The sequence below is a fragment of the Paraburkholderia acidipaludis NBRC 101816 genome, from assembly GCF_000684975.1.
In the GTDB taxonomy this organism is placed as follows: Bacteria; Pseudomonadota; Gammaproteobacteria; order Burkholderiales; family Burkholderiaceae; genus Paraburkholderia; species Paraburkholderia acidipaludis.
Genome location: NZ_BAXZ01000020.1, coordinates 77972 through 101268 on the forward strand (window position 1 = coordinate 77972; position 23297 = coordinate 101268).

Genomic DNA, 23297 nt, shown 5'->3' on the forward strand with positions numbered 1-23297 from the left:
GCCGGTGCACACAAAGTGGCTTGGCGCGGCCCTGCGCGCCGTGGCGCCAGGTGGCCACGCCCCTTTTGTTGCAGCGCGTTTCGCTCACTCTAACATGCGGACCTCTTGCGTCCGCCCCGGCGCTAGCCGGATCCGCGCCGGGTTGCAGCAGGTCGCCGCAGGTTGCATCAATCGGTGATCGGGTTCGATAGCCGTCGAGGACGCTAGTGCGGAAGAGAGTCGGCCGCGCCTGCCAGGCGTGTCGGTGCAGCCGTAATCGCCGCACCTAGCGCGCGTACCGCGCCCGTCGCGTCGGGCTGCGGCACCCCTGCGGCGATCTTGTGCAGCATGGCGCGCAATGCCTCGCTCGCGTGTTCGATGGCGGCGGCATCCGGCGCCGCGACAGGATTCGCGGCCCGCTCGGCCTCGCCTGCCTCCACCTGCGCCACCGCGTGCGCGGTGCGCCGCCATGCGAGGCCCAGCGCGTCCGCGAGCAAGCCCACGTGGCCCAGCCCGAGCGCCCACGCCGCCGCGCCGAGGCGGTAGGCCGCCTCGGCCGCAAGCAGCGCCTGCGCCGCATCGCGCGGCGCGCGCCTTGCGTGCGTACGCGCGTGCCCTTCCAGCTCGACCACCGAGGCGTCGGCCGTCTGCAGGAAATCGTCATACGCGTTGGCGTTGACCGCGAGCGCGCCCAGTTGACGCGTGGGGGCAACCGACGCCACGGCGTCGGCTTGCGTCGCACTCACCTCCCAAAGCGCCTCGGAGGCCTGCGTGCCCGCCACGTGCCAATCCACTGTCACGCCGTAGTCATGCAACAGTTCCACGTCGGCGGTATCTTCCGCGGCTGCGCCGAAGAGCGCGTAGTCGCGCCACAGCAGCGCAAGCGTTGCGCGCACGAGCGACTGCGGCGCCACGCGCAGGCCATGTGCATGATCGCCCAGCAGCAGATTGCAGCGGGCGTAGAAGCGCCGCACTTCGTCTTCGCCCCAGACGGAAGCGCCGCGGCGCAGCGCGCGGGCACAGGCCAGCGCGAGGCGCCAGTAGTCGTAGGGGTCGGAGCTTGCGAGTTCGGCGAAACAGGTATTCATTTCGTCGAAGGCCGCATTCGCCCACGCAGCCGCCGCACGGTTGCCGCTGGAAAGCCGCGTCTTAAGGGCAGGCAACAGCGCCGCCTCGTAGCGCGCGCGCAGCTGGGCGAGCTTGTGGGCCGGTTGCGCGCGCAGCGTGGCAGGCGCAACCGGCCGGCCGAGCAGCGCCACGTCCTCGTAATGCAGCGAGACGCCGGGCGTGTGCTCGGCAAGCACCTCGAAAAGCGCATGTTGCCGCGCGTAGAGTGCGGGCGAGCAGCTCAGTTCGCGCAGGTTATGGCGTTCGAGCGCCGCCAGCAGGTCGGCGGTCGCGTCCCGGAAGAGCATGTGCACGCCGGCGTCGGTGTCGTCGTCGGGCGCGGAGCGCAGCGGCTGGCCGGGCTGGGTCACCACGCGCGCCGGCGCCACCATGGCGAGCGGCGAAGCGAGCAGCAGGGTGTCGGCGAAGCGTGCCGCCGCGAGCCAGCCCGCGTCGCGCAGCGTGCGCGCGGCACGGCGCAGCGGCGTGGCCACATCGCCGTGCGCCTCGAGCGCGGCGAGCACTTCGGCAAGCGCCGCCTGAGCGAGCGGCACCCGGCCGCCGCGAGGATTGGGCAGCGCTTCGAAATGAGCAACGAACGTTGAACGAAGACTCATGAGCGAACGCCGAAATCGACTATGAACCCCGCGGTTATGCACTCCGCGGCTGTGAACCCGGGCCACGACCGTTGTGAGAGGGCAGACTGGGCACGAAACATGCCGCAGCCGCCCCCGGCGCGCGGAAAGCGCGTCAGATCTGGACCATCTCGAAGTCTTCCTTGCGCGCGCCGCACTCGGGGCAGGTCCAGTTGATCGGGACATCCTCCCAGCGCGTGCCGGGCGCAATGCCCTCGTCCGGCAATCCGGCTTCTTCGTCGTAGATCCAGCCGCAGATCAGGCACATCCAGCTTCTATATTCCATTCTTATGCCGCGTCGAAAGGTCGAAAAATCGGTCAGAAAACAAGAGCCATGATGGTACCGTGTTGCCGATTGCATGCCTAGCAACCGTGCCTCGGAATCGTCGTGTGCAGGGGCCGCGCCTGGCGATGAGGCTTCTGAGCGGCGAGGCGCTACGCAAAAATCTCCGCTTCGCCCATGTCATCCGTCCCCAGGCGTGCGGATAAGCCGCATAATTGAAGCGCCGGCGCGACTCGCGCCACGTGTAACTGCACATTCGCCATCCCCATGCCCAGCGACACCCCTCCCATCGTCCTTACTTTCGGCCTTTCCGATCCGACCGGCGGCGGCGGCCTGCAAGCCGATCTGCTCACGCTCGCCAGCATGGGCTGCCACGGCGCCAGCGTGCTCACCGGCTACACGGTGCGCGACTCGGCGGGCTGCGACGAGGTGACCGGCCTCGACCCCGAAGTCGTCGCGACCCAGGCGCGCATGCTGCTCGAGGACATGCCGGTGGCCGCGTTCAAGGTAGGCGCGGCCACGCGCGCCGAAGTCGTGAGCGCGATCGCCGAAGTCGTGGCCGACTACGACGACATCCCGCTCATCCTGACACCCGACTTCACGCTCGACGACGAGCACGTGCTGGCCGCCGACGAACTGCGCGAAACGATTGCCGATCTGCTCGCGCCGCAAACGACGCTCCTGATCGCAGACGCCGCGACGCTGATTGCACTGGCCCAGCCCGATAGCGACGCGGAAGCGCCCAGCCTCGACGCCGCGATCGCCCACCTGCTCTCGACCGGATGCGAGTACATCCTGGCGATGGAGACCGGCACGCATCGCCTCGTCAACACGCTCTACTGCGAGGACGGCCAGTTGCGCCAGGACCTGTGGGACCGTCCGACGCAGCCGTTGATGGGCCTCACCGATACGCTCGGCGCCGCCATTGCCGCGCTGCTTGCCAATGGACAGGAACCGCCGGAGGCGGTGCGCGAGGCGCAGGAGTATCTCTACCAGGCCGCGCAGAGCGCGTTCAGGCCCGGGATGGGCGCGTGGATTCCGGATCGGTTCTTCTGGGCGCGGAGCAATGACAGCGAAGACGGCGAAAAACCGTCGGGCGATGCGGGAGAAACGCCGCCGGCCGGTGAGGCGCGGCACTGATTGCGTAGTTGCGCCGCCGGCCCGCGGTCGGCAGCGCGAAATTCAGGCGTAAAAAAACCCGCAGATGCGGGTTTTTTTGTCTGGGCAGGAAACACGCCTCGCAGCGTGTTCCCCTGCACTTCAATGTAATCGCGGCACGAGCCTGGCTCTGCCTGAGTCCGGAGTAGGGCCTGAAGCACCAACTCCGGATCGCAATTACATGTCCATGCCCATGCCGCCCATGCCGCCGGGCATACCGCCAGGCATCGGGGCATCTTCCTTCGGCACTTCAGCAACCGCTGCGTCCGTCGTCAGGAGCAGGCCTGCGACCGAAGCTGCGTTTTGCAGCGCCGTGCGCGTGACCTTCGTCGGGTCGACCACGCCGGCTTCAACCAGGTCGCCGTACTCGCCGGTCGCTGCGTTGTAGCCGTAGTTGCCTTGACCAGCCGCGACCGCTGCCACGACCACCGACGCTTCTTCGCCGCCGTTCGTGACGATCTGGCGCAGCGGCTCTTCCATGGCGCGCAGGACGATCTTGATACCGGCGTCCTGGTCTGCGTTGGCGCCCTTCACGCCGGCGATTGCCGAACGTGCGCGGATCAGCGCGACGCCGCCGCCCGGGACGATGCCTTCTTCAACGGCAGCGCGGGTTGCGTGCAGCGCGTCTTCCACGCGTGCCTTCTTTTCCTTCATTTCGACTTCGGTCGCGGCGCCGACCTTGATCACGGCAACACCGCCTGCCAGCTTGGCAACGCGCTCTTGCAGCTTTTCACGGTCGTAGTCCGACGTCGCTTCTTCGATCTGCGTGCGGATCTGCTTCACGCGCGCTTCGATGCTGGCGGCTTCGCCAGCGCCGTCGATGATCGTGGTGTTTTCCTTGCCCACTTCGATGCGCTTGGCTTGACCCAGCTCTTGCAGGGTGGCCTTTTCGAGCGTGAGGCCGGTTTCTTCCGCGATCACCTGGCCGCCGGTCAGGATCGCGATGTCTTCCAGCATCGCCTTGCGACGGTCGCCAAAGCCCGGAGCCTTGACGGCGACGGTCTTCAGGATGCCGCGGATGTTGTTGACCACGAGCGTTGCGAGCGCTTCGCCTTCGATGTCTTCGGCGATGATCAGCAGCGGACGGCCAGCCTTCGCGACTTGTTCCAGAACCGGGAGGAGGTCACGGATGTTCGAGACCTTCTTGTCGTGCAGCAGCACGAACGGGTTTTCCAGAATCGCGACTTGCTTGTCCGGGTTGTTGATGAAGTACGGCGAGAGGTAGCCGCGGTCGAACTGCATGCCTTCGACGACTTCCAGCTCGTCTTGCAGCGACTTGCCGTCTTCGACGGTGATGACGCCTTCCTTGCCGACCTTGTCCATCGCTTCAGCGATACGGTCGCCGATCGACGAATCGCTGTTCGCCGAGATCGAGCCGACTTGCGCGATTTCCTTGTTGGTCGTGCAGGGCTTGCTGATCTTGCGCAGCTCTTCGATTGCGGCTGCAACGGCCTTGTCGATGCCGCGCTTCAGGTCCATCGGGTTCATGCCCGACGCGACGTACTTCATGCCTTCGCGGACGATCGACTGGGCCAGAACCGTAGCCGTCGTCGTGCCGTCGCCGGCGTTGTCGCTGGTCTTGGAAGCGACTTCCTTGACCATTTGCGCGCCCATGTTCTGGAGCTTGTCCTTGAGCTCGATTTCCTTCGCGACCGAGACACCGTCCTTGGTGACCGTCGGGCCGCCGAACGAGCGCTCGAGCACCACGTTGCGGCCCTTCGGACCCAGCGTGACCTTCACAGCGTTGGCGAGAATGTTCACGCCTTCAACCATCTTGGAACGGGCGGAATCGCCGAACACGACGTCTTTAGCTGCCATCTTTTAACTCCTTGAATTCTGGGAAATTTCTCGGCGCGGCGATGAACTTAGCGGTTCACCACGGCCATGATGTCTTCTTCGCGCATCACAAGCAGTTCGTTGCCGTCGACCTTGACGGTCTGGCCAGCGTACTTGCCGAACAGGACGCGATCGCCGACCTTGACGTCGAGGGCGATCAGGTTGCCCTTGTCGTCGCGCTTGCCCGGGCCCGTGGCCAGGACTTCACCTTGATCCGGCTTTTCGGCCGCTGCGTCCGGGATCACGATGCCCGAAGCGGTCTTGGTTTCTTGATCCAGGCGCTTGACGATCACGCGATCATGCAAAGGACGAAGGTTCATGGATAGATCCTCTCTTGATTAGGACTTGAAGACAGTCAAGAACACCTGACTGGCGAGCGGGCCAGCCAGAGAATTGTTAGCACTCTCGTGCAGTGAGTGCTAATTATATGGACGGGGGGTGACAAATTCAAGAAGGGGGGCGGATGGATTTGGTGTCGTGTGACGGGTGCGCTTGACGCTGGGCTTTGTCCCCCTCCCGGCTGCCATACGATGACGGTAATCACAACCATTTTTCAATTAAAACAACGAGTTATAGAAAATAGCCGCAGCTTCGAACATCTGGATGATGAAAGCTTCACGCTGTCGCCCAACGCAAAAAAGGCCCAGCGCATTGCGACGCCGGGAACCCAGGGAAATCCCCGATCACCGGGCAAGAAGCCGCTACCGGCAGCGAGGCAAACCATTCTGTGGCTACGATCCTGCTGCCGAAAGCAGGTCTGACTGGGCGCTCGATCATAGGCAAACCTGGCACGCCAGCTTTGACTGGGTTCGTCAAGGGCTATTCGATGCCTGCCCTCATTCACATTGCTATGAGCGCCCGGGATACTGAGCGGACTTGCGCACGATGCGCAGGTAGTCGGCTTGCGTCTTGGAGAAAAGCTGGCTGCGCATGTCGTCAATCATGCGCATGCGCAACTGGCCCGGTTATAGACGGTGGCTGAAGGCGACATCAAAGTCTGCAGAGAAGAGGCCGGGTATCCGAACGGGACGTCCGAATTCCCCCCGGGAAGCTTCGTGAGCGACTGGCAGCAGCCGCTTGCAAGCCGGGCGTATCGGTCGCAAGGCTGGCCCACGAAAATGGCATCAACGCGAACATGCTGTTCACCTGGCGGCGGTGATATCTGACAGATCGGCAAGCTAGATCTGCCGCGCCATTCCCGGTCTCTTGCAGCCACGCGGGTCAGAGATGGCCGGTGTCGCCGTCCCGCTTCGCCTTGCATAGATCGATGAACCGCTGCACCGGTTGCGACAAGGTCGCGCCTCGCCGTGTCGCGATGCCATAAGGCGCACCGCGTCGCTCGATCCGCAACGGCAGGATCCCAACAAGGCCGTACTCCGCAAAATATTGTGCGACCTTGAGCGGCATCAGGCCCACTGTGCCGGCTCCTGACCGTAGCAGCGAGACGGTTGCGAAGGTCGACGAAGTCTCGATCGCATAACGGGGAAACGGCAGTTGCGCGTCGTCGAAGAGCTGCTCGAGCAGCGAGCGCATCGGCAGCGTTGCCTGCGGCACGATCCAGGGATTACCCACGAGATCGGCGAGCTTCGCCGGTGGCTTGCGCATGAGCGGATCCCGACCTTCAACGATGAGACAGACCTCTTCGATTTCGAGCGGTACGAAATCATAGGCATCGGGATGCACGCTGACGCTCGGCCGCCCGATCACCAGATCGAGCAAACGCTGATCGAGCATCGACAGAAGCCTCGCGCTATTGTCCTCCCATATCTCGACGGAGACGTCGGGCTGTACCTCGCGCAGGCTCTTGAGGACCGGCGTGAGCCACACCGGCATCGACCCCATCACGGCGCCGATCGCCAGCGTGCCGCCGCCGCCGCGCATGATCGCGGCGAGCTCGTCGCGCAGGGCGCTGATCTCCGAACGCAGCGCCCGCGCGTGACGGATCACACAGCGCCCCAGTTCGTTCGCGACGATCCCGCGCGGCGAGCGCGAAAAGAGTTCGGCACCGAACAGCGCTTCGATTTCGCGCAACGACTTCGTCGTCGCGGGTTGCGACAGCGACACCTGCTGCGCCGCCTTGCGCAATGAACCGTGATCGTCGAGGGCGATCAGCAGCGCGATGTGGTTCCCCCGTAGTCTTCTCAGAATCGCATCGATACTGGTTATCACCGATATAACTCCAGCGTCTCACCTGATCCGAAGGTTTCATTATCTGCGCGCCTGGGCCCACATCTACACTCGACGTGTCGTACCCGCCATGCCTACGGCGCGGTCATGACCCGAAGCGCGCGTCGATCATAGCCAAAACCGCGTGATCGTGTCCGTCGCGGCACATCGGTAGCCGGGCGCGAATGTTCGCCCGGCGTATCCAACGCGTATGACATGCGCTGACATTCCGAACATGGAGACAGGCTAATTGAAAAGAATCGGTATCGACGTCGGCGGCACGTTCACCGACGTCGTGATGGTGGATGACGAAACCGGCCGCATCTGGTCGACCAAAGTGCCGACCACCCCACAGGACCGCGTAACCGGAACGATCGAAGGCTTCAGCCGCATCATCCAGCTATCCGGTGCGCACGCCGAGGACGTGGGCTTTCTCGGCCACGGCACGACGATGGCGACCAACATGGTTGTCGAAGGCACGGGCGCGAAGACGGCGCTCGTCACCACGCGCGGCTTTCGCGACATCCTGGAACTGCGGCGCGTCTCGCGCCATGACCGCGCCGACCTCTACGATCTGCTGTTCGACAATCCGCGACCGCTCGTCGAGCGCCGCTGGCGGCTCGAGATAACCGAGCGCATGCGTCATGACGGCGTGGCCGCGACTGCGCCCGAGCAGGCGGAAATCGCGCGCCTCGCCGCGCAGATTCGCGACTCCGACGTCGAAGCCGTGGCGGTGTGCCTGTTGCACTCGCACGTGAATCCGCAACACGAGCGCGAGGTCGCCGACGCATTGCGCCGGCTGCTGCCGGATCGCTTCATTTGCGCATCGCACGAAGTCAACCCGGAAGCGATGGAGTACGAGCGCGCCAGTTCCACCGTGATCAACGCGATGCTGGGCCCGGTGTGCGGCCGCTATATCGGCCGCCTCGTGAAAGCGCTGGGGCAACGCGGCTTTGCGGGCAAGTTCCTGTTCATGCAGTCCAATGGCGGTCTGGCCAGCCCCGAGATGGTGGCGGCCCGGCCGATCGTACTGCTCGAATCCGGTCCCGCCGGCGGCGTGAGCGCGGCGATCCGCAACTGCGAGAAGAGCCAGTTGCGCAATGCGATTCTTGGTGACATGGGCGGCACGACCTTCGATGTGTCGCTGATCCGCGAATTCCGGCCGGAGTTGCGCAACAAGAGCGTGCTGCACACCTATACGGTGCGCTCGCCGAGCATCGATATCGACTCCGTGGGCGCGGGCGGCGGCTCGATCGTCTGGATCGATGCAGGCGGCGGCGTGCGCATCGGGCCGGAAAGCGCGGGTGCGGACCCAGGACCCGCGTGCTATGGCCGGGGCGGCACGCGACCGACGGTCACCGACTGCAATCTTGTGCTCGGCTATATCGACCCCGACAACTTCCTCGGCGGCGAATTCCGTCTCGATGCCAAGGCCGCATGGCGGGTCGTCGAGGAATCGATCGCGAAGCCGCTCGGCCTCTCCGTGCCCGATGCGGCCCAGGTGGTGCGTTCGGTCGCGAATGCGCTCATGGCGCAGGCGATCCGCATCATGACCGTCGAGCGCGGCTACGACCCGCGCGAGTTCTCCTATATCTGCTATGGCGGCGCGGGGCCCGTGCACGCGGTCGATCTCGCGCAGGAAATGGGCATCCGCCGCGTCGTGATTCCGCCGCTGCCGGGACTGTTCAGCGCGTTCGGCATGACGGTCGCGGATCAGCAGTACGACTACCAGAGTCCGCTCGAAACCGATCTCGCGAACATCGACGACGCAACCCTTGCGCAGGCGCTGGACGACCTGCTGGAACAGGGCAACGACGAGCTGCGGCGTCATGGTGCCGAACTGGGCAACGTCAAGGTCGTGCGTCTCGCAGACTGCCGCTACGCGGGGCAGCCCGACGTGATCACGATCGAGGTGCAGGACGCACGCGACGGTTGCCGCGCGGCACTCGCCACGGCCTTCGAGGCGGCGCACCGCCGGCAATGGAATTTCATCAGCGAGGACAAGCCGATCATCGTCGCCAACGTGCGTCTCCAGCTGATAGCGACGACCGGCTGGCGCGGCGGCGTCGCCGGCACCGACGCTCTCGATACGCCGAAATCTTCCCATACGCGCACCGTGTATATCGACGGCAGCATGCGCACGTTGCCGGTCTTCGCCCGCACCGCCATTCCGGTCGGCGCAGCGATCGAAGGGCCGGCCGTGATCGAAGAGCACAGCAGCTGCGCGGTGCTCAAGGATTCGCACATCGCGCGCGTCGACTCCGACCTGAACCTCGTCATCGAACTGGCGGCCTGAGTTATGGACATCGTTACCTACGAAATCATTCGCAGCAGTCTCTTCGCGATCGCGCGGGAAATGAAGATCGCCATGATGCGCACCGCGGGCAGCCCATTGATGCATGCCAGCGGCGACTCGTCGGCCGCGATCTTCGATGCCGACATGCAGCTCATCGCACAGGGCAACGACATCCCGACCATGCTCGGCTCCGCGGTCATCTCGACGCGCGTCTCGGTCGAGGCAGTCGGCCGCGAGAACCTGCGCCCCGGCGACGTGATCGTCAGCAACGACGCTTACGTGGGCGGCGGTAATCACCAACCCGACGTGCAGTTCACGCGGCCGGTGTTCGTCGACGGCCGGATTGTCGCCTTCGTGATGACGCGCGGCCACTGGACCGACATCGGCGGGCAGTCGCCGGGCAGCTATACCGTCACCACCTGGGACGTGTTCGCGGAAGGCATCCGCATCCCGCCGGTGCTGCTCTATCGCAACGACGAGCCAGTGCGCGACATGCTCGAGCTGCTGACACGCAACAGCCGCAACGCGCACGAGCTGCGGCTCGACATCCAGGCGCAGTATGCCGGCACGTTCGTCGGCGACCGGCGCATCGCGGATCTGGTCGCGAAGCACGGCGCGCAGGCGCTGCGCGCCGTGATGCGCCAGAGCCTCGATCATTCGGAGAAGCTGATCCGCGCGGAAATCGCCCGCATTCCGGACGGCATCTACGAGGCCGAAGAGTATCTCGATCCGATCGAGGCACCGGGCTGGAAGCAGGAGCGGCCGCTGCTGAAGGTGAAGATCACCGTCGAGGGCGACCACATCACCTTCGATTACACCGGCACCGGTGCGCAGGTGCGCGGCGGCATCAACTGCCCGTTGTCCGTCACCTGCAACAGCACGTGGTTCACAGTGAAAGCGCTGACCGATCCGGGCATCCCGATCAATCAGGGCTGCTATCGGCCCGTGACGATCATCGCGCCCGAAGGCAGCGTGCTCAACTGCCGCTATCCGGCTTCGGTCGTGTCCGGCAACACCGAGACCTCGCCGCGCGTAATCGACCTGCTGCTGAAGGCACTCGCCCCCGCAGTACCCGAGCGCATCACCGGGCAAAGCAATTGCGCGTCGTGCGCCGGTATCTTCAGCGGCCGCGACACCGATGCGCGACGTGTCGAGGCGACCGGGCAAGAGTTCGTGACGATGCACGACGTGCACGCGGGCGGGATGGGCGCGCGGGCCGAAAAGGACGGCGTGAGCGGCATCCGTGTCTATGTCGGCAACGCCGGCAGCCAGTCGATCGAAATGATCGAGCGGACCTCGCCGTTGCTCGTCGAAGAGTGGTCGCTCGTCACCGACAGCGGCGGCGCAGGACGGCGACGGGGCGGTCTGACTTCTCGCCGCGTGTACCGCATCGAATATGACGAAGCGACCTTCACCGTATCGGGCGAACGTGGCCGTTCGGCGCCCGAAGGCCAGTTGGGCGGACTGCCGGGCTCACGCTTTCTGTGCAGCGTGCGCCGTGCGGACGGCAGCGAGCAGAGCGTCGCCGCCAAGGGCGGCCAGACCGTCGTGTATCGCGGCGACCGGGTCGTCGTGCAGCCGGCCGGCAGCGGCGGCTACGGCGATCCGCGCGAGCGCGAGCCGGAGCGGGTGGCGGCGGACATCGTCGACGGCTACGTCAGCGAGGATGCCGCGCGACGCCTGTACGGTCACGGCGCGCACGAGGTCCCCGGGCACGAAGCGCTCGCCGATGCTGCTATCGCGCTGGCAGCCGAATGAACGGAAACGAACCGATGACGAACCCTCTACCGCTCGATGGCGTGTGCGTCGTCGAGATCGGCCACAGTCTGGCGGCGCCCTATGCCGGCATGATCCTGGGATCGCTCGGCGCCGAGGTGATCAAGATCGAGAGCACCGGCGGCGGCGACTATGCGCGCGACTGGGGACCACCCTTCATCGACGGCGCTGCTGCGCTGTTCCATGCAGTCAATCACGGCAAGTCGAGTATTGCGATGTCGCTGTCGAATCCTGAGGAAGCTGCGCTGCTGCGCGATCTGATCGAGCGCCGTGCCGACGTCGTGCTGCAGAATCTGAAGGCCGGCGGCGTCGATAAATACGGACTCGGCGCGCAACGCATGCGCGAGCTCAAGCCGTCGCTCGTGTACTGCAATCTCGGCGCATTCGGTATCAGCGGCCCGTGGCGGGACAAGCCGGGCTACGATCCGCTCGCCCAGGCGCTGGCCGGACTGATGAGCTTCCTCGGCGGCCCAGGCGAGCCGCTGAGCCGCATTCCGGTCTCGGTGAACGACATGGGTACCGGGCTGTGGGCTGCGATCGGTGTACTGGCCGCGCTGTTCAGGCGGCAGGCGACCGGCGTCGGCGAAACCGTGTCCGTGTCGCTCTACGAAACCGCGCTAAGTTGGGCCGGCATGCAGATCGCCGACTATCTCGCGTCCGGCGAGCTGCCCGGCCGCTGGGGCTCGGGCACCGCCGCGATCGTGCCGCATCAGGCGTTCGCCTGCGCGGACAGCACGATCATGGTGGCCGCCGGCAACGACCGGCTGTTCCGGCGCCTGTGCGAGGTCCTCGAATTGCGCGCGCTTGCGGACGACCCCCGCTTCGCGACCAACGGCGCGCGCGTGGCGAATCGCGCCGCGCTGATCGAACGGCTGCAGGATGCGTTCGGACAACGCGACAGCGCAAGCTGGCTCGCCGCGCTGGATCGGGCCGGCATCCCATGCGGACCGATTCAGACCATCGATCAGGTGGTCGCGCACCCGCAAACTCAGGCGCTCGACATCCTGCGCACGACGGAAGACCACGCCGCCAGCTTCGTCGGCCTGCCGGTGTCGTTCGGCGGCGTGCGGCCGGTACGCACCGGGCGCACGCCGAAGCTCGGCGAACACAATCATCTGCTGACGAAAGCCCCTCTGGAGACATCTTGAAGCTCGCAACCTGTCTGGATTCTGCCCCGCTCACCACACTGCAGCTAGAAGAGATCGATGGACAGATTCTCGTCGTCACGCTGAATCGACCCGACGTCTCGAATGCGATCAGCACGACCACCGGCCACGAACTGATCCGTGTGTTCGGCTCGCTCGAAGCGGAGCCGTCCGCCTATCGCTGCGTGATTCTCACCGGCGCGGGCCAGCGCGCTTTCTGCGGCGGCGCCGATCTCAAGCAGCGCGAAGGCATGACCGACGAGCAGTTCGGCGAGCAGCACTACCTGTTCGAGCGGATGAATCGCGCGCTCACCTTCTGCCCGGTCCCGCTGATTTGCGCAGCCAACGGCTCGGCCGTCGCGGGCGGACTCGAATTGCTGCTGGCCTGCGATTTCGCGTATGCGTCGAAGCAGGCGGTATTCGGCTTTACCGAGGTGAAGCGCGGCATCATGCCAGGCGGCGGCGGCACCCAGCAGTTGCCCCGCACGATCGGCGTGCGCCGCGCCAAGGAATTGATTTTCCGCGGCGCCCGCTTCAGCGCCGAGGAAGCGCTCGCGTGGGGCGTCGTCAACCGGCTGTGCGAACCGGGACGAGTGCTCGCCGATGCGATCGAGGCGGCACGCGACATCTGCAACAGCGCGCCGTTGTCGGTCAGCCAGGCGAAGAAAGCGATCGACCTCGGCATGCAGGGCGATCTGCGTACAGGGCTCTACGTGGAAATCGAAGCATATAACCGCCTGATCCCGACCGCCGACCGGCTGGAAGGAATCAGCGCGTATAACGAAAAGCGTCAACCGGTATTCAAGGGCCGTTAGCGCGGCGGTCTTCGCAATCCGCGCAGCACAGGACCGGCAGGCACGAACCTGCCGGCTTGACCACCGGCATACCCGGAGGAGACAGGCATGACACCCACGACCGGCAGTTCGCAACACGCTCACGGGGACCAGACCTACGGCAAGATTACCCGACGTCTGATCCCGTTTCTGTTCCTGTGCTATGTCTTCGCGTTTCTCGACCGGATCAACATCGGCATCGCGCAGCTCGACATGAAGCACGATGTCGGCTTCAACGATCTCACCTACAGCATCGGCGCCGGCATCTTCTTCCTCGGCTACGTGCTGATGGAAGTGCCGAGCAATCTATTGCTCGCGCGCATCGGCGTGAAGCGCACGTTCTCGCGGATCATGATCCTGTGGGGCATCGTCGCCGCGGCGACCGCCTTCGTGAAGCTGCCGGCTCACCTCTACGCGGTGCGATTCCTGCTCGGACTCGCGGAAGCCGGCCTGTACCCGGGGGTGATCTTCTATCTGACGCGCTGGTACCCCGTCGAGCGGCGCGCCAAGGTCATCGCACTCTTTACGTGCGCGACCGGCATTGCGGGGCTGTTCGGCGGTCCGCTGTCCGGCGCGTTGATGACGTATGCCAATGGTTCGTTCGGACTGCACGGCTGGCAATGGATGTTCATTGCGCAGGGGCTGCCCGCGAGCGTGCTCGGCATCGTCGCGTTCTTCTATCTGGATGACGGTCCGCAGCAGGCGGCGTGGCTGAACGACAGCGAAAAGGCGGTAGTGCTGAACGATCTGCAGCGCAGTTCGAGCGTCAGCGCCACGCATGCGGAACACACCTTCGGCCGCGCGCTCGTCGACTTTCGCGTGTACGTGATGGGCTTTGTCTGGTTCACGCAGATCGCGGGCGTGTTCGCAATCGGCTTCTGGCTGCCGACATTGATCAAGGAATCGGGCGTCAACAGCCCGTTGTATGTCGGGTGCTACTCGGCGATCCCGTACTTCGTGAGCTGGGTCGCACTCGTGATGCTCAATCGCAATTCCGACCGCACGATGGAGCGCCGCTGGCATTGCGCCATTGCAATGCTGTTCGGCGCCGCCGGCCTCGTGGCGGCGGGCTTTACCGGCGGCAATCTGGCGCTGTCGCTGGTAGCGTTGTCGATCGCGACAGCCGGCATTCTCGCGCCCAATCCGCTGATCTGGGCCATCTCCACCGATTACATCCGCGGCAGCGGCGCGGCCGGCGGCGTGGCGATCGTTAACTGCATCGGACTGCTCGGCGGCTTCTTCAGCCCGATGATCATCGGCTCGATCAAGACGCTGACGCACAGCATGTCCGGCGGCCTCGCCGCCATCGCCGTGCTGATGACGCTCGGCGCTGTCGCGGCGATCGTCTTCGCGCCGCAGACCTCGGCGGCCACCGAAGCGCATCGTCAGGCGGACGACAGCCAGCCCGAGGGTGGGCAGCCGGTGGCCGATGCGACGCCGTGAAGAACGCCATGCAGCGTGACGTCACGCAAACCCGCCTTTAAGGAGCAAAGGACCATGGATAACAGGGAAACGGCGCAGGTTCGGGAAGTCGGCCTGCGCGATGGGCTGCAGATGGTCGGCACGATCCTCAGCACCGCCCGCAAGCTGGATTGGTGCGCGCGCATGGTGGATGCCGGCGTGACCGAGATCGAAGTCACCTCGTTCGTGCCGCCGAAAGTCGTGCCGCAGTTCGCGGATGCGGTCGAGGTCGCGACAGGCGCGCTTGCCATCGACGGCCTGCATGCGGCCGCGCTGGTGCCGAATATGAAGGGTGCGCAACGTGCCTTCGACGTCGGTCTGCGCAAGGTGCACTACGTGCTCTCGGCGAGCAACGAACACAATCTGAAAAACGTGCGGCGCAGCACCACGGAATCGGTTGACGATTTCGCGCGGATCGTCGCGGAGCGCGATGCCAGCCCGCTGCCCGGGGTGCGCGACGTCGTGCTCGGCGCGGGTGTCGCGACCGCTTTTGGCTGCACGATCGCCGGCAAGGTGGACGAAGCCACCGTGCTCGGTCTCGTCGATACGTTGCTCGAAGCCGGTGCCGACGAGATCACGATCGCGGATACGGTCGGCTACGCGAATCCTGGACAGGTGCGTGCGCTGATGCGCAAGGTTTGCGCGCTGGCCGGCACAGTGCCGGTGGCGTGCCACTTCCACGATACGCGCGGGCTGGGTCTTGCCAACGTGATCGCCGCGCTCGATGCCGGCGTGCGCCGCTTCGACGCGTCGCTCGGCGGTCTTGGCGGCTGTCCGTTTGCGCCTAATGCGACGGGCAACATCAATAGCGAAGACACCGTATTCCTGCTCGAATCCGAAGGGTTCGATACCGGCATCGACATCGGCCGGCTGCTGGCGATCCGGGAAACGATCGCCGCGTGGCTGCCGGGCGAGCCATTCACCGGCGCGATTGCACGGGCCGGTTTGCCGAAAACTTTCGTACCTTCGCAAGCCGTGACGGCATGAGGCTTCACCCAGGTTGGCCGTCATTCACCGGATGACATGAATCGACCTGCCGTCACCTCGCGCTATCGTGGCGTCTTTCCCGTCGTCACGCCATCCTTCACCTGTCGGGCACGTCAATGGTCATGGTGATGCCCGCCGCGCTGCTGGCCCGCGCGGCGACGGAAGTCGGCCATATCGTACTTCGAGAGCTCTGCCGGGGCCGCTGACGCCGCTCAAGCGGCCCGGCCAGCCAGCCGTTCGAGCAGATCGACGAGCAGGTCGGGGGCCAGCACCATCGCATCGTGTCCCGTGTCGAGCGTTTCCCAGCCCCAGCCGTCGCTGGCGCGAATCCGTTCGCGTACCAGCGCGAGCGTGTCGTACGATGGGTTCGCGCAATGCACATAGGTGCGCGGCAGACCGTTGCCCAACGCATGGCGCAACGTGAGCCGCGACTGATACGTGGCGAGCGGATGCGGCGTCAAACGGCGGCGCACCCACGCGGCGAGCGGATGGTCGTCGGGAATGCCGGTACCGGCAAGACCGTTCACCGGCATTCCAAGCCTTTGCCCGCTTCCCTCGACCGCCGCGAGGCGTTCGGCGACGACGCTGCCCGGCAACACGTCCATAGCCGATTCGCCGCTTTCGACCAGCAGGCTGTCAAGACACACCAGAGCACGAATGGATTCGCGCCGCCGGTCTGCGACACCGGAGGCCACGAGGCCGCCGAAGCTATGCCCGACCAGCACCACGTCTTCCAGTTCTTCGGCCTCGAAAAGGCATTCGATGTCGGCAATCGATACGTCGAGCGACGTTACCGCCTCCAGCAGGTGGCGTCGCTCGCCGAGCCCGGTGAGCGTCGGCGCGAAGGCGCGGTGCCCTCGTGCAACCAGGCGCTCCGTCACGAACCGCCAGCACCAGCCGCCGTGCCAGGCGCCATGGACCAGAACGAACGTATATCCCCGCTGGTGCCCCGCCTGGCCGCCAGCCGATACGGTTGATGTTGCTTGATGCATGCGAGTGCCTCCATCGGCAACCCTGACAGTGGATCCATCGCTGGCGCTTCGAACGACCGCCACCAATCCTTCGCCGTCGTGCCGGACTTCGTGACAAGAAAACGCCAGTTGTCAGCGCGTCTCTTGAAGACTGCAATGATGCACCCGCTCTGGTGCGACGCGCACTATTGCTTCGGTGCCGACGTTCGCCTCGTTCTTTGATGTGCTCGCCGGACGGCGGCACCAGCATACACTCTTGCACGTACAACTGCGCCCTCGCGTCGGACTTCTCCGCAGCAGAGTCGCTGGACTGGGGCAATTGTTGACTGAGCCAGCAGGTTAGCCCGCTGTCTCCCACGCGGTTGGTTACGACGGAAAACGTTCGCCGAACATGGGCAGGCCGCTCACCGACTGCGCCGCGCTGGCCTCGTCCTGCAGCACGTCCCAGTGTTCTGCCAGCCTGCCGTCTTCGAAGCGGACGATATCGGCGGCAATCCACGCAGTTGGCCTTCCGTTCCCGGAAAACCTGCCGTGCGCGATCACGTAGTCGCCCTCGGCCACCACGAGCTGGTTCTCGTAGCGCAAGGTGTCGGGCAAGGTACGGATCAGGTCGAACAGTCCTTCGCGTCCGGGCGCAATGTGCGCGCTGTGCTGGATATAGGAATCCGACCAGAAGCGTTCGGCGGCGGCGTAGTCGCGCCGGTTGAACAGCGTTTCGAAGGCTTCGAGGAGCAGTGCCTTGTTCTGTGCGGGGGTGGTCGTGGTCATGAGAGTGTCCTGAATAGCGGATGAGACGGTAATCAAGCGTCGGATACGCTGAAGATGGATGAGGTCCGTTGTTCTCGCGGGGCCTCATCCACCAGCGTGAATCAGCGTTGGCTCAGAACAGGCACCATCTGGGCGTTGAAACCATTGACGAGGTCATGCTCGCCGGCACCCGGATTGGCGCGGAAGAGTTTCGCGCCGTCGACCAGCACTTCGTCCGCATCCGAGCCGAGTACCGCAAGGGTTTCGCTGATGAATGCGTCGAGCGGCATCGCCTGCTCAGCTTCACGGCTGTTCATCAGGTCGGTCCGTACCCACGGCGGTGCGATTTCCAGCACACGCACGTTGTGGTCGCGCAGCATGAACCGCTGCGACAGCACGTACGAGTGCACGGCCGCCTTGGTCGCCGAGTAGACCGCGGTGAGCGCGAGCGGAACGAAGGCCAGTACCGAGCTGGTATAGGCGATGACGGCGTCGTCGCGCGACTTGAGATGTTCGACAAGCGCCGAACTCAGACGTACCGGGCCAATGAAATTGGTCGTGACGGTCGAGAGCAGGAGCGCATCGTCGATGCGACCGGCCGCGTCGTCCGGCAGCATGCCCCCCGCGTTGTTGATCAGAACGTTGAGCGCCGGGTACGTGGCGATCAGGTGCTGCGCTACCCGGTCGATGCTCACCGGATCGGTCATGTCGATTTCGACCGCCTCCATGCCCGGGTTGGCCGTAATGACCTCATCGAGCTGGGCGCGCCGACGGCCGCCGATAACGACCTTGTTGCCGCGCTGATGAAGTGCTTCGGCAAGCGCGCGGCCAATGCCTGAGCCACCGCCCGTGATGAAAATGGTGTTTCCGTTGAGTTTCATGATTGCAATCTCCTGAAAGAGGTGTCCCGCGCCCAGCAAGCGCCGGGCTGTGAAATCAGGCCGCGGGACGGTCGGACTGAAAGTTGGATCAGACGCGTTCGAGCGTCGGATAGTCGGTGTAGCCGTGCGGTCCGGTGGCGTAGACAGTTGTCCAATCCACGGCCTCGAGCGGGGCACCGGTCGCCAGACGCTCGACCAGATCGGGGTTGGCAATGAACGGACGGCCAAACGCCACCATGTCGGCAAGTCCAGCCTCGATCAGCCGGTTGGCGCGATCGGCATCCATGTCCACGTTGGCAATCAGGGTGCCGCGAAACAGCGGGCGGAAATGGCGGAACATGCCGTCGCCGGCGAGCGGCTCAAGAGGCGTGCCCGTGAAGTCGGTGGTATTGCCCATCAGTAGCAGATGCGAAAGGCCGTAACCATCCAGTTCGCGAATCGCGTACTCGGTCATCGGTAACGTTTCGTCATTGGCGGCGAACGGGCCGCCTTCATGCATAGGGCTGATCTTGACGCCTACCAGGGATGGATCGAGTTCCTCCAGCACCGCCTCAACCACTTCGAACAGAAAACGCGCGCGATTCTCGATGCCGCCACCGTATGAGTCCGTCCGATGGTTCGTCGCACGGTTAAGGAACTGAGCGATCAGATAGAGGTAATTGGCAAGAATCTGCACACCGTCGAAACCGGCCTCAATTGCGTTGCGTGCTGCGCGGGCATAGTCATCCACCGTTCGGAAAATCTCATCGAGCGCCATTGGACGTGGTGCGACCGTTGGCTTGCGTCCGCCTGGCGTGACAGATTCGTGCTGAACGTTCACGTTGGAGGCCGACAAGGGCAAGGCGCCATCGAGCAACTCGGGGTGCGAAATTGCGCCGGTATGCCAGAGTTGCGCAATGATCCGGCCACCAGCGTCATGCACGGCGTCGGTGACGCGGCGCCAGCCGTTGATCTGTTCCCGGCTCCAGAGTCCTGGCGTGTTGGCCCAACCGAAGCCGTCCGGGCTGATCGCTGTGGCCTCGGCCACAATGAGTCCGGCCGACGCGCGCTGCGCGTAGTAGTCGGCCTGAAGCACCGTCGGGGCGTGCGTGTGCGGATGGGCGCGCATGCGCGTCAGAGGCGCCATCGCGATCCGGTTCGGCAGTTCGAGCTGCCCGAGCCGCACTGGAGTAAAAAGCGAAGTATTCATGATGGCATCCATTCCAGGGTTCAGAGGGTCACGACGATCTTGCCGACGTGCTCACCCGCTTCTACGGCGCGGTGCGCGTGGGCAATGTCGTCAAACGAAAACGTTCGTGCAATGACGGGATACAGCGCACCGCTCGCCATGCCCTGCTCGACGAACTGCTTCATCGCCGACAGTTGCACGTCGTTGCGTGCATGCGCGGGCAACGAGATACCCCGGATCGTGATGTCGCGGGCGAACACGTCGAATGGGGGTACCGTCGCCGGCGCACCGGACAGCGCGCCATACAGAACCAGCGTTCCGCCGTTTGCCGTGGCTTGTACAAGCTGTGCGAATCCGGGGCCGCCAACCGGATCGAACACGAGATCAATGCCACGGCCATTTGTGACCCGCTGAACAGCGGCGAGGAGATCCTGTTCTTCGCGAACGATGACCGTCTCCGCGCCGTGCTGAGTGAGCGCAGAGACCTTGTCGGCGCGACGCGTGACCGCGATCGGGTATGCGCCGAGATATCGGGAGATCTGGATGGCAGCCAGACCAACGCTGCTTGATGCGGCTGGAATGAGGACGTGCTGGCCGTGCGCCAGTTGTCCAGCGGCAACCAGTCCGCTCCATGCGGTACCGAAGGCGGCCCATGTCGCCGCGGCCTCCACGAAGCCGATATGCTCAGGAATAGCTACCAACGAAGCCGCGGGAGCGAGTGCGACTTCGCCGTAGAGCGCATACTGCGCCGCGCCGTAGGCAGGCACCAGTGCGACGCGATCGCCTGCCGCGAAGCCGGTGACGTCCGGTCCGACGGCGTCGATGATGCCCGCCGCTTCGAAGCCGAGGCCCGTGGGCAAGGCGGGTTTGACGGGCGAGCGCCCGGAGCGGAGTGTGATTTCCGTGCGATTGAGGCCAATCGCATGAATTTTCAGGCGGACTTCGCCCTCGCCTGGTTGACCTACCGTGACATCTTCGATGCGAAGGACATCGGCATCACCGAAGTCATGGATACGGACCGCGCGGCTCATTTTCATTCCCCTTGTCGAACGAAGTGCGATGGGGGAACGATAAAGGTCTAGCCGGCCAGGCAGTAGCCGTCGCTTTTCGCTATCTGTTATACGCGCGATACATAAACGGGCTTACCGACAAATCACTCTTGCATGGGAATGGCCGCGTCGTCTGACTGAAACGAGTTCACGAGATGCTCGATCACCGCGCGTCCGGCCGCGCGGGTGGCGCGGCCCAATGGAAAGTAAGCATGCACGGGAATGTCCGCGGTTTGCCAGTCCTCCAGCACGCGAACCAGCGTGCCTTCCTCCAGTTCACGGCGACACGCCCATTCGCTCGTCGAGGTAATGCCGAAGCCTGCCGCCGCCGCGGCGACGGCGCCTTCGTTCTCGTCCGTCCACAGGTGCGCCTCCAGATCCATCGTGATTTCCTGCCCTTCTTTCGCGAATTTCCAGGCAGTCGGTACAGCGGAGGCTGGCCCTCCAACGATGCGATGCACCGATAGATCGGCAGGCACAAGCGGCGTACCGCGCCGTTCGAGATAGGCCGGCGCGGCAACGACGACGCGACGGATATTTGTGATGCGCCTCGCCGTGGCGGTCGAATCGACGAGTCGTCCGAGCCGGATCGCGACGTCGACGGCGTCGCGAATGAGATCCTGGCGTTGATCGCCCAGTGTCAACTCGATGCGCAGCTCCGGGTGCTTTTCGGCGAACGGCTGCAGGCGCGGAATGACTTCGCGAATGCCCACGCTGGTAGGCATGCTCATGCGGAGAATCCCGCGCAAATCGGTCCCTTCGCGCACGCTGTGTTCGGCCTCTTCGAGCGCGACCAAGATCGGTTCGACGCGCGCCAGAAAATCGGCGCCCGCTTCGGTGGGCACCACCGCGCGCGTCGTGCGCGACAACAGGCGCACGCCAAGCTCGCTTTCCATGTCCGCAATCAGGCGGGAAACCTGCGGTTGAGACAGACCGACCTCGCGGGCTGCGGCGGAAAAACTGCCGAGACGCGCCACGCGGGTGTAGAGCTTGAGCGAAAGAATGTCGTTCATAAGGCGATCACTTTTTGATCTGATCAATACGCGAGAGGAATAGCTCGACAATGGGTGAGCGATTGCTGCGGTTATAGCCGACCACCAGTTCGATCGTCGGTGGTTCGCCCTTGAGCGGCCGGCTCGTCACCGACCAGGGCAGCAGCTTCTCGGCGTAGGCAGGCAAGAGGGCAACACCTCGCGTCGAGGCGATCAGCGACATCGCCATCGTCAGGTTGTGGACGCGATGCGCCGGCTCGATGGCCAGATCGTTCGCCGCCAGATAGTTTTCGATCGCGCGGCGCATGGGGCCGGCCACGTCCGAGCCGCCGATGAACCGCTCACTCGCCAGTTCGTGCACGTCGATCTCATTGAAGGCCGCAAGGCGATGATCGCTCGGCATCAGCACGACGAAAGGCTCGCGTGCAACAGTCACGTACTCGAGGTCGGGCCGGTTGGCTTCGGCACGCATGAACGCGACGTCCAGCCGCCCCGTCGACAGTCCCTCGGCCAGATCCGGGGAGTGTTCGCTCGACACCGTCATCTCGAGGGTCTGCAGATCGGCCGCCAGAACCCGCGTCGCCTCGGCAAGCCAGGTCACTTCCTGGCCGCTCAGGAAGCCAACCGCAAACGTCGGCTTCGACGGCCGCGCCGCCCGCCGCGCCGCTTCGCACGCTGCATCGACCTGAGCCAGTGCCAGGCGCGCATGGTCGAGAAATACCTTGCCGGCATCGGTCAGCTCGATGCCGCGTGCGCTGCGCACGAACAGTTGCGCCCCCACTTCGTATTCGAGGTCCCGGATTTGCCGGCTCAACGACGGCTGGGACGTATAGAGCCGACGCTCCGCCGCGACGGTCAGGCTGCCCTCTTCCGCCACGGCAACGAAATAACGCAGGTGACGCAGTTCCATGCGTGGAGTCCTTTACGCCAAGCCATGCCTGTCAGGTATGGCGACCAGCTTACAAAGTCTTTTTCGGCCAGGCAAGTGCCGACTATCGTTCGATTCCATCAGCCGGACGAAACCGTCTCTCACCGTCAACCTCAGTCACCTGCTGGAAGGACACGATCATGAAGGCTCTCACCGGAAAGACCGCGCTCGTCACGGGCGCTTCCCGCGGCATCGGACGCGCGGCTGCGCTTGCGCTTGCGCAGGCAGGCGCTCAGGTCATCGTCCACTATGGGCGCGGCGCACGCGAGGCCGACGCCGTTGTCGCCGAAATCACCGCGGCGGGCAGCCGCGCCCATGCCATCCAGGCAGATCTCGTGGAATCCGACGGGCCGCACCGGCTCGCGCGGCAGGTCCGGGCAATCGTCGACGAACGGCTCGACATCCTCGTTGCCAACGCGGGCATCGCGAAGGCCGCCACGATTGAGGAAACCGGCGTCGAGGACTTCGACGAACTGTTCGCCGTCAACGTTCGGGCTCCGTACTTCCTCGTTCAGCAACTGCTGCCCGTGCTGGGGGAAGGCAGCAGCGTGGTCCTGCTTTCCTCCCTGGCTGCCCGCAACTCGGTTGGCAACCTGTCGGCCTACGCCGCGACCAAGGGCGCGATCGACACGCTGGTCAGGCACTTCGCCGCGTCGCTTGGCGAGCGTGGCATCCGCGTGAACGCCATCGCGCCGGGCGTCGTCGAGACCGACATGTCGAACTTCGCCAAAACCGATGCCGGGCGCGACTTCACGCTCGGCATGCAGGCCCTCAAGCGCGTGGCGCAGCCCGACGACATTGCGGGCGCAGCCCTGTTCCTCGCATCCGACGCGGCGCGTTGGGTAACGGGCGACACGCTGCGTGTCGACGGCGGCTCGAAGCTCTGACACCCACGGAGG

Annotated in this window: 21 protein-coding genes; 9 read left to right on the forward strand and 12 right to left on the reverse strand. The window is 64.8% G+C overall.

The genetic code is table 11. From position 1 onward, the window contains the following. Positions 1-203: 203 nt before the first annotated feature. Together BAC01S_RS21635 and BAC01S_RS21640 are read right to left on the reverse strand one after the other, a co-directional pair. Positions 204-1703, reverse strand: coding sequence for a hypothetical protein (locus tag BAC01S_RS21635; RefSeq protein ID WP_027796636.1), 1500 nt, complete (start codon positions 1701-1703; stop codon positions 204-206). A 133-nt stretch (positions 1704-1836) separates the two neighbouring features. Continuing rightward, positions 1837-2007, reverse strand: a complete 171-nt coding sequence (locus BAC01S_RS21640; protein WP_008342674.1) for a rubredoxin — start codon at positions 2005-2007, stop codon at positions 1837-1839. Between the two features lie 264 nt (positions 2008-2271). Here BAC01S_RS21640 and BAC01S_RS21645 point away from each other — a divergent pair, with 264 nt between their 5' ends. After that, positions 2272-3144, forward strand: coding sequence for a hydroxymethylpyrimidine/phosphomethylpyrimidine kinase (locus tag BAC01S_RS21645; RefSeq protein ID WP_027796637.1), 873 nt, complete (start codon positions 2272-2274; stop codon positions 3142-3144). Positions 3145-3339: 195 nt separating this feature from the next. Here the strand turns inward: BAC01S_RS21645 and groL are convergent, their stop codons facing one another. Beyond that, positions 3340-4980, reverse strand: a complete 1641-nt coding sequence (gene groL / locus BAC01S_RS21650; protein WP_027796638.1) for a chaperonin GroEL — start codon at positions 4978-4980, stop codon at positions 3340-3342. Positions 4981-5027: 47 nt separating this feature from the next. Further along, positions 5028-5318 carry a co-chaperone GroES gene (locus BAC01S_RS21655; protein ID WP_027796639.1) on the reverse strand — a complete coding sequence of 97 codons (291 nt, stop codon included), beginning with the start codon at positions 5316-5318 and terminating at the stop codon, positions 5028-5030. A gap of 743 nt (positions 5319-6061) precedes the next feature. Here BAC01S_RS21655 and BAC01S_RS35940 point away from each other — a divergent pair. Further along, complete coding sequence (locus tag BAC01S_RS35940; RefSeq protein ID WP_407667947.1) at positions 6062-6157, forward strand: transposase; 96 nt, start codon at positions 6062-6064, stop codon at positions 6155-6157. A 62-nt stretch (positions 6158-6219) separates the two neighbouring features. Here the strand turns inward: BAC01S_RS35940 and BAC01S_RS21665 are convergent, their stop codons facing one another. Next, positions 6220-7167 carry a LysR family transcriptional regulator gene (locus tag BAC01S_RS21665; RefSeq protein ID WP_027796640.1) on the reverse strand — a complete coding sequence of 316 codons (948 nt, stop codon included), beginning with the start codon at positions 7165-7167 and terminating at the stop codon, positions 6220-6222. Between the two features lie 247 nt (positions 7168-7414). Here BAC01S_RS21665 and BAC01S_RS21670 point away from each other — a divergent pair, with 247 nt between their 5' ends. From BAC01S_RS21670 to BAC01S_RS21695, 6 genes are all read left to right on the forward strand, one after another. Continuing rightward, positions 7415-9460 (forward strand): hydantoinase/oxoprolinase family protein, encoded by a 2046-nt coding sequence (locus tag BAC01S_RS21670; protein ID WP_027796641.1) that lies wholly within the window; start codon positions 7415-7417, stop codon positions 9458-9460. 3 nt (positions 9461-9463) lie between these two features. Next, the gene (locus tag BAC01S_RS21675) at positions 9464-11218 is read left to right on the forward strand and encodes a hydantoinase B/oxoprolinase family protein (protein WP_027796642.1); all 1755 of its coding nucleotides are present in this window, start codon (positions 9464-9466) and stop codon (positions 11216-11218) included. A gap of 14 nt (positions 11219-11232) precedes the next feature. Beyond that, positions 11233-12384 carry a CaiB/BaiF CoA transferase family protein gene (locus BAC01S_RS21680; protein ID WP_043203197.1) on the forward strand — a complete coding sequence of 384 codons (1152 nt, stop codon included), beginning with the start codon at positions 11233-11235 and terminating at the stop codon, positions 12382-12384. Continuing rightward, positions 12381-13196, forward strand: coding sequence for an enoyl-CoA hydratase-related protein (locus BAC01S_RS21685; RefSeq protein WP_027796644.1), 816 nt, complete (start codon positions 12381-12383; stop codon positions 13194-13196). Before BAC01S_RS21680 ends, BAC01S_RS21685 begins: the two co-directional genes overlap by 4 nt. Positions 13197-13283: 87 nt before the next feature. Then, positions 13284-14657: an MFS transporter gene (locus BAC01S_RS21690; RefSeq protein WP_027796645.1), complete on the forward strand. Its 1374-nt coding sequence runs from the start codon at positions 13284-13286 to the stop codon at positions 14655-14657. A 54-nt stretch (positions 14658-14711) separates the two neighbouring features. Beyond that, positions 14712-15662 carry a hydroxymethylglutaryl-CoA lyase gene (locus BAC01S_RS21695; protein WP_027796646.1) on the forward strand — a complete coding sequence of 317 codons (951 nt, stop codon included), beginning with the start codon at positions 14712-14714 and terminating at the stop codon, positions 15660-15662. Positions 15663-15874: 212 nt separating this feature from the next. Here BAC01S_RS21695 and BAC01S_RS32175 read toward each other — a convergent pair whose 3' ends face one another. The 7 genes from BAC01S_RS32175 to BAC01S_RS21730 form a co-directional block, all read right to left on the reverse strand. After that, the gene (locus BAC01S_RS32175) at positions 15875-16654 is read right to left on the reverse strand and encodes an alpha/beta fold hydrolase (RefSeq protein WP_043203164.1); all 780 of its coding nucleotides are present in this window, start codon (positions 16652-16654) and stop codon (positions 15875-15877) included. A 345-nt stretch (positions 16655-16999) separates the two neighbouring features. Further along, positions 17000-17401, reverse strand: coding sequence for a nuclear transport factor 2 family protein (locus tag BAC01S_RS21705; RefSeq protein WP_027796647.1), 402 nt, complete (start codon positions 17399-17401; stop codon positions 17000-17002). 101 nt (positions 17402-17502) lie between these two features. Then, entirely contained in the window at positions 17503-18261 is a 759-nt protein-coding gene (locus BAC01S_RS21710) for an SDR family oxidoreductase (RefSeq protein ID WP_027796648.1), read from the reverse strand. A gap of 88 nt (positions 18262-18349) precedes the next feature. Next, on the reverse strand, positions 18350-19450 hold the full coding sequence (locus BAC01S_RS21715; protein ID WP_027796649.1) for an alkene reductase: 1101 nt from the start codon (positions 19448-19450) through the stop codon (positions 18350-18352). A 20-nt stretch (positions 19451-19470) separates the two neighbouring features. After that, positions 19471-20460, reverse strand: a complete 990-nt coding sequence (locus tag BAC01S_RS21720) for a zinc-dependent alcohol dehydrogenase family protein (RefSeq protein WP_027796650.1) — start codon at positions 20458-20460, stop codon at positions 19471-19473. 122 nt (positions 20461-20582) lie between these two features. Further along, positions 20583-21491, reverse strand: coding sequence for a LysR family transcriptional regulator (locus BAC01S_RS21725; protein ID WP_027796651.1), 909 nt, complete (start codon positions 21489-21491; stop codon positions 20583-20585). Between the two features lie 7 nt (positions 21492-21498). Continuing rightward, positions 21499-22380 (reverse strand): LysR family transcriptional regulator, encoded by an 882-nt coding sequence (locus tag BAC01S_RS21730; protein WP_027796652.1) that lies wholly within the window; start codon positions 22378-22380, stop codon positions 21499-21501. A 158-nt stretch (positions 22381-22538) separates the two neighbouring features. Here BAC01S_RS21730 and BAC01S_RS21735 point away from each other — a divergent pair, with 158 nt between their 5' ends. After that, positions 22539-23285 carry an SDR family NAD(P)-dependent oxidoreductase gene (locus tag BAC01S_RS21735; protein WP_027796653.1) on the forward strand — a complete coding sequence of 249 codons (747 nt, stop codon included), beginning with the start codon at positions 22539-22541 and terminating at the stop codon, positions 23283-23285. Positions 23286-23297: the final 12 nt, after the last annotated feature.

What these genes read in the sequence shown, in the direction of transcription:
- BAC01S_RS21635 (WP_027796636.1), bottom strand. Translation starts at nt 1,703, where the DNA reads ATGAGTCTTCGTTCAACGTTCGTTGCTCATTTCGAAGCGCTGCCCAAT.
- BAC01S_RS21640 (WP_008342674.1), bottom strand. Translation starts at nt 2,007, where the DNA reads ATGGAATATAGAAGCTGGATGTGCCTGATCTGCGGCTGGATCTACGAC.
- BAC01S_RS21645 (WP_027796637.1), top strand. Translation starts at nt 2,272, where the DNA reads ATGCCCAGCGACACCCCTCCCATCGTCCTTACTTTCGGCCTTTCCGAT.
- groL (WP_027796638.1), bottom strand. Translation starts at nt 4,980, where the DNA reads ATGGCAGCTAAAGACGTCGTGTTCGGCGATTCCGCCCGTTCCAAGATG.
- BAC01S_RS21655 (WP_027796639.1), bottom strand. Translation starts at nt 5,318, where the DNA reads ATGAACCTTCGTCCTTTGCATGATCGCGTGATCGTCAAGCGCCTGGAT.
- BAC01S_RS21675 (WP_027796642.1), top strand. Translation starts at nt 9,464, where the DNA reads ATGGACATCGTTACCTACGAAATCATTCGCAGCAGTCTCTTCGCGATC.
- BAC01S_RS21680 (WP_043203197.1), top strand. Translation starts at nt 11,233, where the DNA reads ATGACGAACCCTCTACCGCTCGATGGCGTGTGCGTCGTCGAGATCGGC.
- BAC01S_RS21690 (WP_027796645.1), top strand. Translation starts at nt 13,284, where the DNA reads ATGACACCCACGACCGGCAGTTCGCAACACGCTCACGGGGACCAGACC.
- BAC01S_RS21695 (WP_027796646.1), top strand. Translation starts at nt 14,712, where the DNA reads ATGGATAACAGGGAAACGGCGCAGGTTCGGGAAGTCGGCCTGCGCGAT.
- BAC01S_RS32175 (WP_043203164.1), bottom strand. Translation starts at nt 16,654, where the DNA reads ATGCATCAAGCAACATCAACCGTATCGGCTGGCGGCCAGGCGGGGCAC.
- BAC01S_RS21705 (WP_027796647.1), bottom strand. Translation starts at nt 17,401, where the DNA reads ATGACCACGACCACCCCCGCACAGAACAAGGCACTGCTCCTCGAAGCC.
- BAC01S_RS21710 (WP_027796648.1), bottom strand. Translation starts at nt 18,261, where the DNA reads ATGAAACTCAACGGAAACACCATTTTCATCACGGGCGGTGGCTCAGGC.
- BAC01S_RS21715 (WP_027796649.1), bottom strand. Translation starts at nt 19,450, where the DNA reads ATGAATACTTCGCTTTTTACTCCAGTGCGGCTCGGGCAGCTCGAACTG.
- BAC01S_RS21720 (WP_027796650.1), bottom strand. Translation starts at nt 20,460, where the DNA reads ATGAGCCGCGCGGTCCGTATCCATGACTTCGGTGATGCCGATGTCCTT.
- BAC01S_RS21725 (WP_027796651.1), bottom strand. Translation starts at nt 21,491, where the DNA reads ATGAACGACATTCTTTCGCTCAAGCTCTACACCCGCGTGGCGCGTCTC.
- BAC01S_RS21730 (WP_027796652.1), bottom strand. Translation starts at nt 22,380, where the DNA reads ATGGAACTGCGTCACCTGCGTTATTTCGTTGCCGTGGCGGAAGAGGGC.
- BAC01S_RS21735 (WP_027796653.1), top strand. Translation starts at nt 22,539, where the DNA reads ATGAAGGCTCTCACCGGAAAGACCGCGCTCGTCACGGGCGCTTCCCGC.